This window comes from Martelella endophytica (assembly GCF_000960975.1).
GTDB lineage: Bacteria > Pseudomonadota > Alphaproteobacteria > Rhizobiales > Rhizobiaceae > Martelella > Martelella endophytica.
This window is the reverse complement of the sequence record NZ_CP010803.1, coordinates 4,066,102-4,080,115: the sequence shown is the minus strand read 5'-3', so window position 1 is coordinate 4,080,115 and position 14,014 is coordinate 4,066,102. Positions and strand designations below refer to the sequence as shown.

At 61.6% G+C, this 14,014-nt stretch carries 15 protein-coding genes; 7 read left to right on the top strand and 8 right to left on the bottom strand.

Annotation, left to right across the window (positions count from 1 at the left end; genetic code table 11):
• Positions 1-9: 9 nt before the first annotated feature.
• The gene (locus tag TM49_RS18860) at positions 10-678 is read right to left on the bottom strand and encodes a cytochrome c3 family protein (RefSeq protein WP_045685506.1); all 669 of its coding nucleotides are present in this window, start codon (positions 676-678) and stop codon (positions 10-12) included.
• A gap of 238 nt (positions 679-916) precedes the next feature.
• Between TM49_RS18860 and TM49_RS18855 the strand changes: the two genes are divergently transcribed.
• Together TM49_RS18855 and TM49_RS18850 are read left to right on the top strand one after the other, a co-directional pair.
• The gene (locus tag TM49_RS18855; protein ID WP_244464757.1) at positions 917-2,230 is read left to right on the top strand and encodes an NAD(P)/FAD-dependent oxidoreductase; all 1,314 of its coding nucleotides are present in this window, start codon (positions 917-919) and stop codon (positions 2,228-2,230) included.
• A 168-nt stretch (positions 2,231-2,398) separates the two neighbouring features.
• Entirely contained in the window at positions 2,399-4,516 is a 2,118-nt protein-coding gene (locus TM49_RS18850; RefSeq protein WP_045685501.1) for a catalase, read from the top strand.
• Positions 4,517-4,579: 63 nt separating this feature from the next.
• Here the strand turns inward: TM49_RS18850 and TM49_RS23715 are convergent, their stop codons facing one another.
• The 4 genes from TM49_RS23715 to TM49_RS18835 form a co-directional block, all read right to left on the bottom strand.
• Positions 4,580-4,717 carry a hypothetical protein gene (locus tag TM49_RS23715; RefSeq protein ID WP_158498665.1) on the bottom strand — a complete coding sequence of 46 codons (138 nt, stop codon included), beginning with the start codon at positions 4,715-4,717 and terminating at the stop codon, positions 4,580-4,582.
• Between the two features lie 83 nt (positions 4,718-4,800).
• Positions 4,801-6,432, bottom strand: coding sequence for a PQQ-dependent sugar dehydrogenase (locus TM49_RS18845; RefSeq protein WP_045683520.1), 1,632 nt, complete (start codon positions 6,430-6,432; stop codon positions 4,801-4,803).
• Positions 6,425-6,862 (bottom strand): DUF2231 domain-containing protein, encoded by a 438-nt coding sequence (locus TM49_RS18840; protein ID WP_045685500.1) that lies wholly within the window; start codon positions 6,860-6,862, stop codon positions 6,425-6,427. Before TM49_RS18840 ends, TM49_RS18845 begins: the two co-directional genes overlap by 8 nt.
• A gap of 392 nt (positions 6,863-7,254) precedes the next feature.
• Complete coding sequence (locus TM49_RS18835; RefSeq protein ID WP_158498664.1) at positions 7,255-7,743, bottom strand: carboxypeptidase regulatory-like domain-containing protein; 489 nt, start codon at positions 7,741-7,743, stop codon at positions 7,255-7,257.
• A gap of 309 nt (positions 7,744-8,052) precedes the next feature.
• Here TM49_RS18835 and TM49_RS22765 point away from each other — a divergent pair, with 309 nt between their 5' ends.
• Together TM49_RS22765 and tuf are read left to right on the top strand one after the other, a co-directional pair.
• Entirely contained in the window at positions 8,053-9,249 is a 1,197-nt protein-coding gene (locus TM49_RS22765) for a GGDEF domain-containing protein (protein ID WP_082074815.1), read from the top strand.
• A 269-nt stretch (positions 9,250-9,518) separates the two neighbouring features.
• A complete protein-coding gene (gene tuf / locus TM49_RS18825) occupies positions 9,519-10,694 on the top strand; it encodes an elongation factor Tu (RefSeq protein ID WP_045683516.1) in 1,176 nt (391 codons plus the stop codon).
• 62 nt (positions 10,695-10,756) lie between these two features.
• Here tuf and TM49_RS18820 read toward each other — a convergent pair whose 3' ends face one another.
• Together TM49_RS18820 and TM49_RS18815 are read right to left on the bottom strand one after the other, a co-directional pair.
• Positions 10,757-11,134 carry a VOC family protein gene (locus TM49_RS18820; RefSeq protein WP_045683514.1) on the bottom strand — a complete coding sequence of 126 codons (378 nt, stop codon included), beginning with the start codon at positions 11,132-11,134 and terminating at the stop codon, positions 10,757-10,759.
• Positions 11,135-11,167: 33 nt separating this feature from the next.
• Complete coding sequence (locus tag TM49_RS18815) at positions 11,168-12,094, bottom strand: AEC family transporter (RefSeq protein WP_045683512.1); 927 nt, start codon at positions 12,092-12,094, stop codon at positions 11,168-11,170.
• A gap of 109 nt (positions 12,095-12,203) precedes the next feature.
• On the opposite strand from TM49_RS18815, the gene TM49_RS18810 reads away from it, so the two are divergent.
• Entirely contained in the window at positions 12,204-12,413 is a 210-nt protein-coding gene (locus TM49_RS18810; RefSeq protein ID WP_045683511.1) for a hypothetical protein, read from the top strand.
• Here the strand turns inward: TM49_RS18810 and ruvX are convergent.
• Positions 12,377-12,844 (bottom strand): Holliday junction resolvase RuvX, encoded by a 468-nt coding sequence (gene ruvX, locus TM49_RS18805; RefSeq protein WP_045683509.1) that lies wholly within the window; start codon positions 12,842-12,844, stop codon positions 12,377-12,379. The genes TM49_RS18810 and ruvX overlap by 37 nt on opposite strands.
• Before the next feature lie 102 nt (positions 12,845-12,946).
• Here ruvX and TM49_RS18800 point away from each other — a divergent pair, with 102 nt between their 5' ends.
• Both TM49_RS18800 and gatC read left to right on the top strand, forming a co-directional pair.
• On the top strand, positions 12,947-13,651 hold the full coding sequence (locus TM49_RS18800; RefSeq protein WP_045683507.1) for a metal-dependent hydrolase: 705 nt from the start codon (positions 12,947-12,949) through the stop codon (positions 13,649-13,651).
• A gap of 72 nt (positions 13,652-13,723) precedes the next feature.
• Positions 13,724-14,011: an Asp-tRNA(Asn)/Glu-tRNA(Gln) amidotransferase subunit GatC gene (gene gatC, locus TM49_RS18795; RefSeq protein ID WP_045683505.1), complete on the top strand. Its 288-nt coding sequence runs from the start codon at positions 13,724-13,726 to the stop codon at positions 14,009-14,011.
• The last annotated feature ends 3 nt before the right edge of the window (positions 14,012-14,014 follow it).

Below are 14,014 nucleotides of genomic sequence, written 5' to 3'. Positions count from 1 at the left end.
TGCCCTCCTTCATCGGTGACAGACATTGCAGTCGTCGAGACGGTCCGGCTCGATCCCGCGTGCCTCGACGACGAGCGCGCCGTAATCGCGATGCGCCGCGAGATCGTCGTCAAAGCCCGACCAGTCCATGCGGGTGACTTCGCTTGGGGGGCGCAGTTCGGGGGCGGGATCGCGATGACAATCGAGGCACCAGCCCATCTCGAACGGCTTTGCCTGTTTCATCAGCGGCATCAGGTCCACCCGTCCGTGGCAGGTCTTGCAAGGCACGCCGGTGGCCACATGGATCGAGTGATCGAAATAGACATAGTCGGGAACCCGCGCGACGCGGTTCCACTCAAGCGGTTCTCCCGTGGCGAGGCTCTTGCGCACCGGAGCCAGCATCGGCGCATCGGTCCAGATCTGCGAATGGCAGGTCATGCAGGTCTCGGTCGGCGGCAGGCCGGCTTTCGCGCTCGTCTCGACCGTGTCGTGGCAATAGCGACAGTCGATGCCGAGTTCGCCGGCATGGTGTTGATGGCTGAAGGGCACAGGCTGTTCGCTGACCCAGTCGACGCCGGTGCGATAGCTGGAACTGGCCGCCGACCACCACAGGGCACCCGCCATCAGGATGGCGAGCGCGACCGCTCCGGCGAAAAGCCGAAGCTTCGCATCCGCTGAAGCGGTGAAAATCTGTGCCACGCCGGTCCCCTTGATCGGCGTTGCCCCGCGGGAGCAACTTCTTTCATTCACACCGGCATGCCCGTTCGGTTCCGGCTTCTGGTGCTGGCCATGCAAGTCCAGCAACGTCATCGCTGCCGTCGAACATCGAGGCTTGGGATTTGTTCCTGAACTTTTCTCCGTCGCGGAACATTTGCTGCCTGATCAGGTTCGATGGGCAACCGAGATCGTTTTCCCCGACAGACAAGGAGCATTGCCCATGACCGCAATCAGCGAAGACACAAGCATTGCAGGTTCTGCCGAGACGGTCGGTCTAGATCTGCCACAGGTCGGCGGACATCGCATTGTCATTGTCGGCGGTGGCTTTGGCGGGTTGGCCTGTGCCTCGAAGCTTGGCGGCGCGCCGGTCGATGTGTCACTGATCGACAAGCGTAACCACAATCTGTTTCAGCCTTTGCTCTATCAGATCGCGACGGCCATCCTGTCGCCCGCCGATATTTCCGAGCCGCTGCGGCGAACGCTCGGGAAAAAGCGCAATATCGATGTGGTCATGGCCGAAGTCGTCGGCATCGATGCGCAGCGTAAGGCGGTGCTGACGCGTGACGGAGCGCCGGTGGAATACGACACGCTGGTGATCGCAACCGGCTCCGTCGACAACTATCTCGGCCATGACGAATGGAAGCAACATGCCCCCGGCCTCAAGACCAACCGCGATGCCCGGCAGGTGCGCGAGACGCTGCTTCTCGCCTTTGAGCGTGCCGAACTGACGCTCGATCCGGAAGAGCGCCGCAAGCTTTTGACCTTCGTGATCGTCGGCGGAGGCCCGACCGGAGTCGAGCTGGCTGGCGCCATCGCCGAACTGGGCGTTTTTCTGCTGCAGCGCGATTTCAGGAACATCGCCCCTAAGGAGCTGAACATCATCCTGCTGGAAGCCGGGCCGGGCATTCTTTCGGGATTCGATGAGAAGCTGGCGCAGTATGCGCTGAGGCGGCTTGAGGCGCGGGGCGTGGATGTCCGCGTCAACACACCGGTTGAGGCTATCGCTGCTGAAGAGGTTACTGCGGGCGGTGAGAAAATCCCGACGGCTTGCGTCATCTGGGGCGCGGGCGTCAGGGCAACGCCGGTGGCGGAATGGCTTGGCGTGGAGCCGCAGCGCGGTGGCCGGGTGGCGGTCGCGCCCGATCTTGGCGCCATTGGCTTCGAGGATATCTACGTTCTGGGCGATGCGGCGTCTGTTCAGGGCGAAGGTGGGCCGTTTCCGGCGCTGGCGCAGGTTGCCAAGCAGCAGGGTCAATATCTTGGAAGAAAGCTGCGACTTTCGGCCGAGGGCCGACATGATGATGCACCGTTCCGCTTCCGCAATCGCGGCATCACCGCCGTCATCGGCCGCAACGCGGCGGTGTTCCAGTCCGGCCGATTCAAGCTGACGGGTCGGCTTGCGTGGTGGCTATGGGCGATCGTGCATGTCTATCTGCTGGTGAACTTCGAGAAGCGCCTGCTTGTCAGCGTTCAGTGGATCTGGACCTTCCTCACAGGTCAGCGCAACGCACGCCTTATCGACGACAGATCATGATTGAGCGGAGCGTCCGGGCCGCGCTCTGCCGTGCCGAAAATTCCTGTCCGGAAATCTCTGCCAAAGCTGGAACAATCGCCACGGGTTGCGGTTAGGCCAAAGGTCGGGCGTGCTGACAGCACGGGGCGCGTTTCGACCTTCCATCGAACCGTGTTCGGGAGATTGATCATGACGAGGCGGACCGAAACCCTCAAGCAGGGCACAATCGCGGACCAGAAGGTATTGCGCGGCACCGGCGGCGAAATCCACCAGACCAGCGGCGACGGCGTCGAAAGGCTGACCACTGCGCAGGGCGTGCCGGTCGCCGACGATCAGAATTCGCTGAAGGCGGGTACGCGTGGTCCGACGCTGATGGAGGATCAGGTCTTTCGCGAGAAAATCTTCCACTTCGATCATGAGCGCATTCCCGAGCGCGTGGTCCATGCTCGTGGCTTCGGTGCCCATGGCGTCTTCGAGACCTATGAGCCGCTTACCGATATCACCAGCGCTGATCTGTTCCAGCGCAAGGGCGAGAAGACCGAGGTCTTCGTGCGCTTCTCGACTGTGGCGGGTAACAAGGGCTCGGCCGATGTCGCCCGTGATGTGCGCGGCTTTGCAGTAAAATTCTATACCAAGGAAGGCAACTGGGACATCGTCGGCAATAATATTCCGGTTTTCTTCATTCAGGACGCGATCAAGTTTCCCGATCTCATTCACGCCGCCAAACAGGAGCCGGACCGCGGCTTTCCGCAGGCGCAGACCGCGCATGACAATTTCTGGGACTTCATATCGCTGACGCCGGAATCGATGAACATGGCGCTGTGGATCATGTCCGACCGCACCATTCCGCGCTCCTTCCGCTTCATGGAGGGCTTCGGCGTCCATACCTTCCGTCTCGTCAATGCCGAGGGCAAGTCGACCTTCGTCAAGTTCCACTGGAAGCCGAAGCAGGGGATGCAGTCGGTAATGTGGAACGAGGCACTGAAGCTCAACGGCGCGGACCCGGATTTCCATCGCCGCGATCTTTGGAACGCGATCCAGATGGGCGATTATCCCGAATGGGAGCTCGGCATGCAGCTCTTCGATGAGGACTTTGCCGAAAAGTTCGACTTCGATGTGCTCGACGCCACCAAGATCATCCCCGAGGAAGAGGTTCCGGTGCGCATCGTCGGCAAGATGACGCTGAACCGCGTGGTCGACAACTTCTTTGCCGAGACCGAGCAGGTCGCCTTCCACACCGGCAATCTGGTGCCCGGCATCGATTTTACCAACGACCCGCTGCTGCAGGGGCGCAACTTCTCCTATCTCGACACCCAGCTGAGCCGCCTCGGCTCGACCAACTTCACCCACCTGCCGGTCAATGCGCCGCGCTGTCCCTTCCACCATTTCCAGCAGGATGGCCACATGGCCTTCCATAACCCGACGACGCGGGCGAACTACGAGCCCAACTCCTGGGGACCGGAAACCGGCGGACCGCGCGAGGATCCGAAGGGCGGCTTCACCTCGCATCCGGAAGAGATCGAGGCGCCGAAGGGCCGCTACCGTTCGGAAACCTTCGCCGATCACTACAGCCAGGCGCGGCAGTTCTACCTGTCGCAGACAGACACGGAGAAGAGCCACATCGCCGATGCCTTCACCTTCGAGCTGTCCAAGGTCGAAACACCGGCTATCCGCGCGCGCATGGTCGCCCATCTGCTGAACGTCGACGAGGCGCTGGCCGAAAAGGTCGGGACGGGGCTGAGGCTCAAGACCATGCCGGAGCCGGCGGAAAGCGCGATGCCTGTGAAGGACGGGTTGAAGCTCTCGCCGAAGCTTTCGATCATTCTCAACGGTCCGGAGGGCTTCGTCGGCCGCAAGCTTGGCGTGCTTCTGACCGATGGCGTTGATATCGGCCTCGTCAAGGCGTTGAAGCAGGCCGCGGAGAAGGCTGGCGCGATGATCGAATTCGTCGCCCCGATGGTCGGCGGCGTCGAAGCGAGCGACGGCACCTGGGTTGAGGCAGACCAGAAGGTCAACGGCGGTCCGTCGGTGCTCTATGATGCCGTGGCGATCCTCGCGAGCGAGGAAGAGATCGTTACGCTGATGCAGGAATCGACGGCAAAGGACTTCGTCAACGACGCCTTCGCCCATTGCAAGTTCATCGCCTACAATGCGGCCGTCATGTCGCTGTTCGAAAAGACCGGGCTTGCATCGGACCTGGACGATGGCTGCATAAAACTCTCCGTGGCGGATGATGCCGAGGACTTCATCGCCGCCTGCGCCAAGCTGCGCGTCTGGGACCGCGAGCCCAAGGTCAAGGCAGCCTGATCAAGAGAGGTCAACTCCGAAACGAAAAGCGCCGGGGCTTTGCCCGGCGCTTTTTTGTCATGGTCAGTTGCTCGGATCCATGGCGTTCGGCGGTGCCTTTTCCGATTGGTCGTTATTGTCGTTACCGTTCATGCCGATCGCCAGGGCGGCGATGATCACCACGATGATGACCGCCGCGCCTGCAATGCTCCAAGGTTTCATGTCTGTCTCCTCCTGCCGGGTGGCATGACGCCACCACGTTTCCATATCGGGCAGGAGAGTGCTCCCGCCCGCACTTTTCTCTGCTACTGGCTGGCCTCGACACTACCGGGCGGCTCGGTTGCCGGCACGATCTCGGTCTGGGAGGGCGTTTCCGTCTCGCTGCTTTCGGCCGGCTCCTGGCCGGTGAGCTGTTCGTCAACGGAAGGTGACGGCGCTTCGTCGGTCGTTTCGCTCGCGCTCTCTGGAACTGAACCCGATGAGCTTCCTGCTGCCGGTGCACCGGTTATGCCTTCGCCACCGCCGGATGCCGCGGTGCTGGCCGCTGCAGAGCCCTCCGGCATTTCGTCTGTGCCGAGCGGCTCCGGCGCGATCGCGCCATCGTCGGATGCGATCCGCCAGACGGTATTTCCGGCGTCATCGGCAACGAGCAGCGCACCAGTGCCGTCAATGCCGACTCCGACCGGGCGGCCATGAGCCTCGTCTCCGTCGAGGAAGCCGGTGACGACGTCCACCGCAGCGGCCGCCGGTTCACCGTTCACGAACGGCACGAAGACGACCTTGTAGCCGTTGAACACCGTACGGTTCCAGCTCCCGTGCTCACCGACGAAAGCGCCGGAGGCATAGTCATCCGGCAGGGCGGAGCCATGCGAGAAGGCCATGCCGAGCGGCGCCACGTGGCTCGAAAGCGCATAGTCTGGAGCGATGGCCTTTTCCACCATGTCCGGCCGTTGCGGATGCACACGCTTATCCACATGATCGCCGTAATAGCTCCATGGCCAGCCGTAGAAGGCGCCTTCCTGGACGGAAGTCATGTAATCCGGCACGAGGTTGGGCCCCAGTTCGTCGCGCTCGTTGACGACGGTCCAGAGCTCGCCGGTGTCGGGGTTGAACGAAAGGCCGTTGGGGTTGCGCAGGCCGGAGGCATAGATCCGGGCCGCACCCGTTTCCCGATCAACCTGCCAGATCGCGGCGCGGCCCTTTTCGGCTTCGATACCGTTCTCGACGATGTTGGAGTTCGAGCCGACCGAGGCGTAGAGCGTTTCGCCGTCCGGGCTCAATGCTAGGTCCTTGGTCCAGTGATGGTCGATCGGGCCGCCCGGCAGCGGCGTCAGCACCTCGGGAGTCGCCGTGATCTCGTCCTGTCCGAGTTCATAAGGGTAGGCCAGAATTGCGTCGGTTGCAGCGACATAGAGCGTATTGTCTGCCCAGGCGACGCCGAAAGGCGAGTTCAGGCCGGTCAGCAGGTCATGGCGTTCGTCGACCTCCCCGTCGCGGTTTGTATCCCGCAGCAGCGTGATGAGATTGCTTTCCTTCTGCTCGCCGCCACCGCCGCCATGGGCGATCGACATGATCCAGCCGCGGATGAAATCCTTCGGCCGTGTCACCGGTTCGCCGGAGGGGCCGCGCGCCTGAATGACGAGGACATCGCCGTTCGGCAGGGTGTGGACCGTCCGCGGATTGGCGAGGTCCGTAGCATAGGCCGAGATCGTCAGATCATCGGGTACCTGTGGGGTCTGGCCGTCTTCCCAGCCGACGACCTCGGCTACCTTCATGCTGGGCAGAAGCGCATGTTCTGGTTCGGGCAGGGTGGGATCGGCGCCGATCTGCTCGGCCGGATCGATCTGGCCGCCATCGCCGCAGGCTGCAAGGGTGATGAGCGCCGAGCTCGCGGCAAGAGTGAGTATGCGTTTACGGGCGGGGCAGAAATCAGTCATGGAGGATTCTCCATTCTTGGGAAAGCGGGCTGACGGCGGCAAGCCAGAGCGTGGCAATGATCGCGATGAAGGTGAGGGCGGAGAGGATCAGGCCTCCCGGCACGACAGCCGTCCAGCCATCGCCTGCGTGGACGAAGCTGTTGACCAGACCGAGAATGAGGATGACGGCAAAACCGATGGTTTCGGCCCAGCCCGGCCTGTAATGCCGGGCATTGGCGCGCAGAACGTCGCCAAGGCCGGCCAGGATCGCCAGTGCGCCAAAAACCAGACCGCCCAGGAGCAGCCAGGCCGAAAAATTCTGCCACATCAGAACGGACGTCTGCCAGTAGAGGATGTCCGTCACCAGCGCAAAGGTAAACGCTACCAGCGGAAAGGGAACAAAGATGGTGCGGTAGGGATATCTGCCGATCGAGTTCGGTTGCGTGTGCATGAGCGTATCCTCCTTTTGCTTGGGATGGAACGCCAGCTGAACCATTGGAAGGACAATTTGTTCCGGACCGAAGTCCAAGGCGGTAGACTGGATCAGATGTAATTGCGGCGACTGGGGGTCGTAAGTGGGCCTAGAGGGAGCGCCGAAACGCTTCGTGGCGTTATCAACAAGCTGAGCCCAAACGGGCAATCCATGTTTTCTTCAACGTGAACATCAGTGAAACGCTGTTACATTTTGATTGGAGCGGGTCAGCTGGGCATTGAAATAGAATGTTGATTCTATTGGCGAAATTCGTAGCCTTCCAAGCTGAATATGCGGGTTCGATTCCCGCTACCCGCTCCAGCGCACAGCATCCCAACTTTCTGTTTCTGCCAGGCGTCTGCGGCAAGGCTCTAGCGCCCCGTCATGATGATGTCGCGCGTCTCGCCGCCCTTCACCGAAACCTCTTCCATCAGATTGCCGCCCTGGGGCGTGTAGCCGACCAGCCATTCCACCGTGGTCACGATGTAGTAGCTGCCATCGGCCACGCCGGCGAATGCGAAACGGCCTTCGCCATCGGCACGGGTGTCGCGCATGGCGGCAAGATAACCGTCAGGCATTGGAGGCGACTGGATGTAGGTATTGATCTTGGCACCGCGATAGATGCCGTCCATCCGTTCGGTGGAATAGGCGGTCTTCGGGATCAGATGAACGTCGGAGCCGGCGGCATAAACGACGACGCCGTCATTGCGTCGAAGGAACGCCTGTCCGGTAATCGTGTTGCGGCCCTCGGCGTGAACGAAGGCCGCCTCATCCGCATTGAAGGCCGTTTTCGGCTCTGGAGCCGTTACGCAGCCGGTCGCGGCGATCAGCGTCACCAGAAGCGCAAGTGCCGGTCTCATCATCATGTTTCCCCCTGTCGCCACCCTGAATGCGAGTATCCACAGTCGCGATGAAACCGCAAGCCGATCATTTTCTATTTTGTGCAACCCGTAATTGCTGTATCATCTGGTCGCACGGGGATGAGACTTGACTTGGGCGCCGATTTCTCGTGAAAAAGGGGCTCGCGTGTCGCAATTTACGAGCCTTTCTGAGGGGATGATGCGCGTCCGGTACCAACACATTCAAGTCCTCGTGTCGTCCGGGCCGCCCGTCGTTGCGGCGGCGGCGGTGGGGAACGTACTGACGGGGTTCTGCGGCCAGTGGGTATCATGCAGGCTATGATCGTGACGGGTGGGCTGGCCATTCTGGCCGCAAGCTTCATCCTTGCCTGGTATACGGGTGGCCGTCCGAACTATCTGCTGATCTTTGCCGCCGCGCTTGTTTTCGTCGATCTCGGCGTCGTCGTCATGTTTTTGCGGCCAATCATGCCGGCCGACGTCGCACTGCCGCTTGCCAACATCCTGTTCATCGCCGCGCAGATCGCGTTTGGCGAATCACTGCTCGAACGGCGCGGCAAGACGTTCGGGCTCAGCGTTATCGTCACGCTCTTCGTCACCATGTCGATGCTCTATTGCCTGCTCTATGCCACGTCGACGCTCACGGTTCGGACGGTCGGGATCAATTGCGGGTTGCTCCTCGTCTTCGTGATGACGCTCCGCCATATCTGGATCCGGCGCGACGACGACATGCACGACAAGCTGATCTTCTGGACCTTCATCACACTGGGCGTGATGCACACCGTGCGGTCCACGGGCGTATTCTTCAATGAGGACATCGTCGATCCGCAATCCGCCTTCTGGGGCTTCATGCAGCTCTATATCCTGCTTCTGGCGATGATCCTGACGCTGGCGATCCTTGCCTCGCACTTCGTCGAGCGGATCGAGAAGATCCACACGCTGCGCGACCGCGACCACCTGACCGGCGTGCTGAACCGCGCGGGCTTCGAGCGGGCCGTGGCTGCGATCTATGCGAGCCAGTCGCGGGCGCTGGTGAGCCTGGTGCTTTTCGATATCGATGAGTTCAAGTCGACGAATGATGCGCTAGGCCATCCTGCCGGCGATGCCGTGCTGCGACGGGTCGGCTCCGTGCTTCTCGATCATTCGCGGGATGGCGACGTGGTCGGGCGCCTCGGCGGCGATGAATTCGCGATCCTCTCCGTCGGCCTCGACGCCGCCGGCGCCCTCGCGCTCGGCGAGCGCATCCGCCGGCGTCTTGGCGAAGACAAGGTCTACGTCGAGGGGCACGAGCTGCCGGCTGCCTGCAGCGTCGGCGCGGCCACCCTGCAGATCGAGCGCGGTTACGAGACGCTTTATGTGACCGCCGATGCCGCGCTCTATGAGGCCAAGCGGCTTGGCCGGAACCGCGTTGTCGGCGGTGCCAATCCACCCGCCGGGGAGCGCCCTGATGATGCTGGAACCGTGGTTCCGCTGATGCGTGAGCCACGGCGGGCGGAAGATTTCGGCTGAGGCTTTCAGCGGCCGTCATACCGCCGCGCGCTCCCGTATTCTTATGAAATCGCAAGTTTTTCCGGGGAGGCCGCTCTTGAGCGGTCGTTCGCCGGTTCTGCTTTTGGGAGCGCTGGCGGCGGCGATGGCCGTGGCGCTGGCAGGGGCTTTGCGGGGGCTTGGCGGCCAAAGCAGATTTTGTCTTGCTTATTGTGGTGGAAAGCCTTAAACGGCGGCACTAAACCGGTTCGCCGGGGCATCCGTGTTTACCAGTTACAGGAAGCATTCACATGGCAAAAGCAAAGTTTGAGCGGAGCAAGCCGCACGTAAACATCGGCACGATCGGCCACGTTGACCATGGCAAGACGTCGCTGACGGCTGCGATCACGAAGTATTTCGGTGATTTCCGCGCCTACGACCAGATCGACGCGGCCCCGGAAGAAAAGGCCCGTGGCATCACCATCTCGACGGCGCACGTCGAGTATGAAACCGACAAGCGCCACTACGCGCACGTCGACTGCCCCGGCCACGCCGACTACGTCAAGAACATGATCACCGGTGCTGCCCAGATGGACGGCGCGATCCTGGTTTGCTCGGCTGCCGACGGCCCGATGCCGCAGACCCGCGAGCACATCCTGCTTGCCCGTCAGGTTGGCGTTCCGGCGATCGTCGTGTTCCTCAACAAGGTTGACCAGGTCGACGACGAAGAGCTTCTCGAGCTCGTCGAAATGGAAGTTCGCGAGCTGCTCGATACTTACGAGTTCCCCGGCGACGAAATCCCGATCATCAAGGGCTCTGCTCTTGCTGCTCTGGAAGATTCGGACAAGAAGATCGGCGAAGACGCGATCCGCGAGCTGATGGCTGCTGTCGACGACTACATCCCGACGCCCGAGCGTCCGGTTGACCAGCCGTTCCTGATGCCGATCGAAGACGTTTTCTCGATCTCGGGTCGTGGTACGGTCGTGACCGGCCGTGTCGAGCGCGGCATCGTCAAGGTTGGTGAAGAAGTCGAAATCGTCGGTATCAACCCGACGCAGAAGACGACGGTTACCGGCGTTGAAATGTTCCGCAAGCTGCTCGACCAGGGCCAGGCAGGCGACAACATCGGCGCGCTGATCCGCGGTATCAACCGTGACCAGGTCGAGCGTGGCCAGATCCTCTGCAAGCCCGGCTCTGTAACGCCGCACACGAAGTTCAAGGCTGAAGCCTACATCCTGACGAAGGAAGAGGGTGGCCGTCACACGCCGTTCTTCACGAACTACCGTCCGCAGTTCTACTTCCGCACGACGGACGTGACCGGCATCGTGACGCTTCCGGAAGGCACGGAAATGGTCATGCCTGGCGATAACGTCACCGTTGACGTTCAGCTGATCGTTCCGATCGCGATGGAAGAAAAGCTGCGCTTCGCGATCCGCGAAGGCGGCCGCACCGTCGGCGCCGGCATCGTCGCTTCGATCGTCGAGTAAGTTCGACTCATCGAATTCCAGAAAGGCCCCGTCGGGAAACCGGCGGGGCCTTTTTCGTAGCGTTACATCGGTTCGCCGATTTCGACGATGTGGCCATCGGGGTCATGGAACCGGAAGACACGCTGACCCCAGGCTTGGGTTTCGATCGGATGGATCAGCTCCGAAACGGTTGAAACGCGCTCGAGCATGGCCTCAATTTCGTCGCTCTCGAAATAGAGGACGAGGTTGCGCCGGCCATAGGGGCGGCTGTCCGGCTCGCTCTCGCCGAAGGTCGTTTCCTCCAGAGCACGTCCGGTGTGCAGCGCCAGTCCGTTTTCAAGCCGGACGAAATCTCCTGCGCTTTCAAGGACAGTCTGACCGAGCACGTCACGGTAAAACCGCGTCGCACGGTCGAGATCGGCAACGAAGATCAGCGTGTTGATGAAAACGGGTGACTTCATGTCCGGCTCCGAAGGCGGTCGGTGACAGGGAGATCATTGTCCGCCGGCGAGCAGAAGAACGGCCGGCAGCGTGAAGAACGACAGGATCGTCTGCACCGTGACGACCGCCGAATAGAGCCGTGCATCGCCGCCAAGCTGGCGGGCAAGGACATAGCCGTTCATCGCTGTGGGCACGCCGGCGCTGAGCACCAGCATGGCGAGAGGGGTTCCGGTGATGCCGAGGAACCGGGCAAGGGTGAAGACGGTCACCGGGAAGACGATGAGCTTCAGCACCGAAGGCAGCAGCACCACCGGTTTCGGCTTGAGCGCATCCGTCAGCACCAGCCCTGCGCCGACGAGAACGAGGCCCATGCCGAGCGCGGAACGGGCGATCAGATCGAAGGCGACAAAGACCGGCTCATAGACGGGTAGCGACAGGAGATTGAAGAAGATACCGGCGAGCGCCGCGATGATGAGCGGGTTGGTAAGGATCTTCCGGATCATCATTCCAAGATCGCTCCGCTCCTCCGAGAACGAGACCAGCACGAAGACATTGATGACGTTGAGCGGCACGATGTTGACCGTCATGATCAGCGCGACGACTGCCATGCCTTGCGCACCGGCGAGCTTGTCGGCGATGGCCAGCGCCATGAACCCGTTCCAGCGCGTGGTCGTCTGGAACACCGAGGTGTAGGCGGGCTTGTTGAGCCCGGCGCGCTTCAGAAGCGGCCAGAGCGCCAGAACGATCGCTGTCAGCACTGCGACGCCGCCAAAGGCAACGACGCCGATGTCGCCCGTTGCCAGCGACGAGAAGTCGCTGCGCGACAGCGTAGTGAACAGGAGTGCCGGAAACAGCACGTAGTAGCCGAGCTGGTTGAGCCCGGCCCAGAAACCGGCGTCGAAGATCGGCAGGCGCTTCAGCGCCACACCAAGCGCGACGGTCAGGAAAATAGGCAGGACGCTTTCGAAGATGATCAGCATGCGGGTTATTCCGGGCTTTCGTTTTTCGTAAGTTAACCGTTGCGGCTGAACAAGGCTTGCCATGCGGGGCGGAATTCTGCCAGAAGGACTTAAGAAGAGGCACAGATCAATGCGCAATCGGGATGGTTTCAATATCGGCGTGCTCGCGGTGGCTTTTGCCGGCTTGCCGATGGACCTTGCCGTCAGCGGTGCGCTGCTGATCGTGGTCGCCTTCATTGCCTATATGTTCGACGCCGAGCGGATGCTGAGCGCCCATCTCACGCCGCCGGCGCAGGATGAGCTTCAGCCAAGTGCCGATAGCCGGTCCAAGGCTCCCTGAAGAATGAAGGCCGCCGCCGCCGAATCGATACGTTCGGCGCGCTTCTGTCGCGAGACATCCATTTCCAACAAGGCCCGTTCCGCGGCCACGGTCGAGAGCCGCTCGTCCCAATAGGTGAAGGGCAGGGCGGTCTTCGGCTCCATGTTGCGCACGAAGGCGCGGGTCGCCTGCACCCGGGGCCCGGCGCTGCCATCCATGTTCATCGGCAGGCCGATGATGAAGGCGGCGATACTCTCCTTTGCCGCAAAGGCCAGGAGGTCGTCGGCGTCGCGGGTGAATTTGACCCGCTTCAGCACCGGACGCGGCGTGGCGAACCGGCGCGACAGGTCGGAGACGGCAAGGCCGATGGTCTTGGTACCGAGATCGAGGCCTGCGATTGCGGCCCGCTCGGGAAGCGCCGCCGCCAGTTCCTCCACGGTGAGGATTGTCATCGTTCTTTTCTCGCGCGTTTGCCGCTCTTTGATGGAAAAAGGCGGGCGGCCGCATTAGGTTTGGTCAATCACCGTTTAGCCCCAGCAGAAAGGAAAAGCAAAATGAAGCTCACCTGGCTCGGACATTCCGCAACCCGCCTTGAAACCGCGAATGCGACGATCCTGATCGACCCGTTCCTGACGGGCAATGCCTCCTTTGAGGGGCTCGACCGCGCCGCCGTAACGAAGGGCGTCACGCACATCCTTCTCACCCATGGTCACGCCGACCATCTCGGCGACACCATCGAGGTTGCCAGGGAAACCGGCGCGACCGTTCTCGCCAACGCCGATCTGGCGACCTGGCTCTCCACCAAGGGCGTGGAAAACCTGCAGCCCGGCAATACCGGCGGCACGGTTGATTTCGACAGTTTCACCGTAACCTTCACCAATGCGCTGCATTCTTCAGCCTTCCTGACCGAGGATGGCGTGTCGCATGCGCTGGGCAATCCCAACGGGCTTGTGCTGCATATCGATGACGAGCCGACGGTCTATCACATGGGTGATACCGACATCTTCTCCGACATGGCGCTGATCAACGAACTGCATCAGCCTTCGATCGGGCTGGTGCCGGTCGGCGACAGGTTCACCATGGGCGGCGCGGTGGCGGCCCTTGCCTGCAAGCGCTACTTCACCTTCGATACGGTCATTCCGATCCACTACGGCACCTTCCCGATCATCGACCAGACACCGGAGGCCTTTGTCGAGGGCATGGGCGCCGGGCCGACGGAAGTGCGCACGCCCAAACCGGGTGAAACGATCGAGTTCTGACCAAATGCCCCGTTGCGAAGGGCGGCGGGGCCCTTTATAGCGTCAGATGAATTCTTGTTCCGGAGACCTTTCATGTCCGTAGACACAGCAACAGTTAAGCGCGTTGCCCGCCTTGCCCGTATCGCCGTTGACGAGGAGGCCGCCCTTCGCATGACGGGCGAGCTCAATGCGATCCTGGGCTTCGTCGAGCAGCTCGGCGAAGTTGATGTCGAAGGCGTCGAGCCCATGACCTCTGTCATGCCGATGGACATGAAAAAGCGCGAAGATGCTATTACCGACGGCGATAAAGCCGACGACATCGTGGCCAACGCGCCAGATACGGAGCGAAATTTCTTTCTGGTGCCAAAAGTAGTGGAGTGAGGG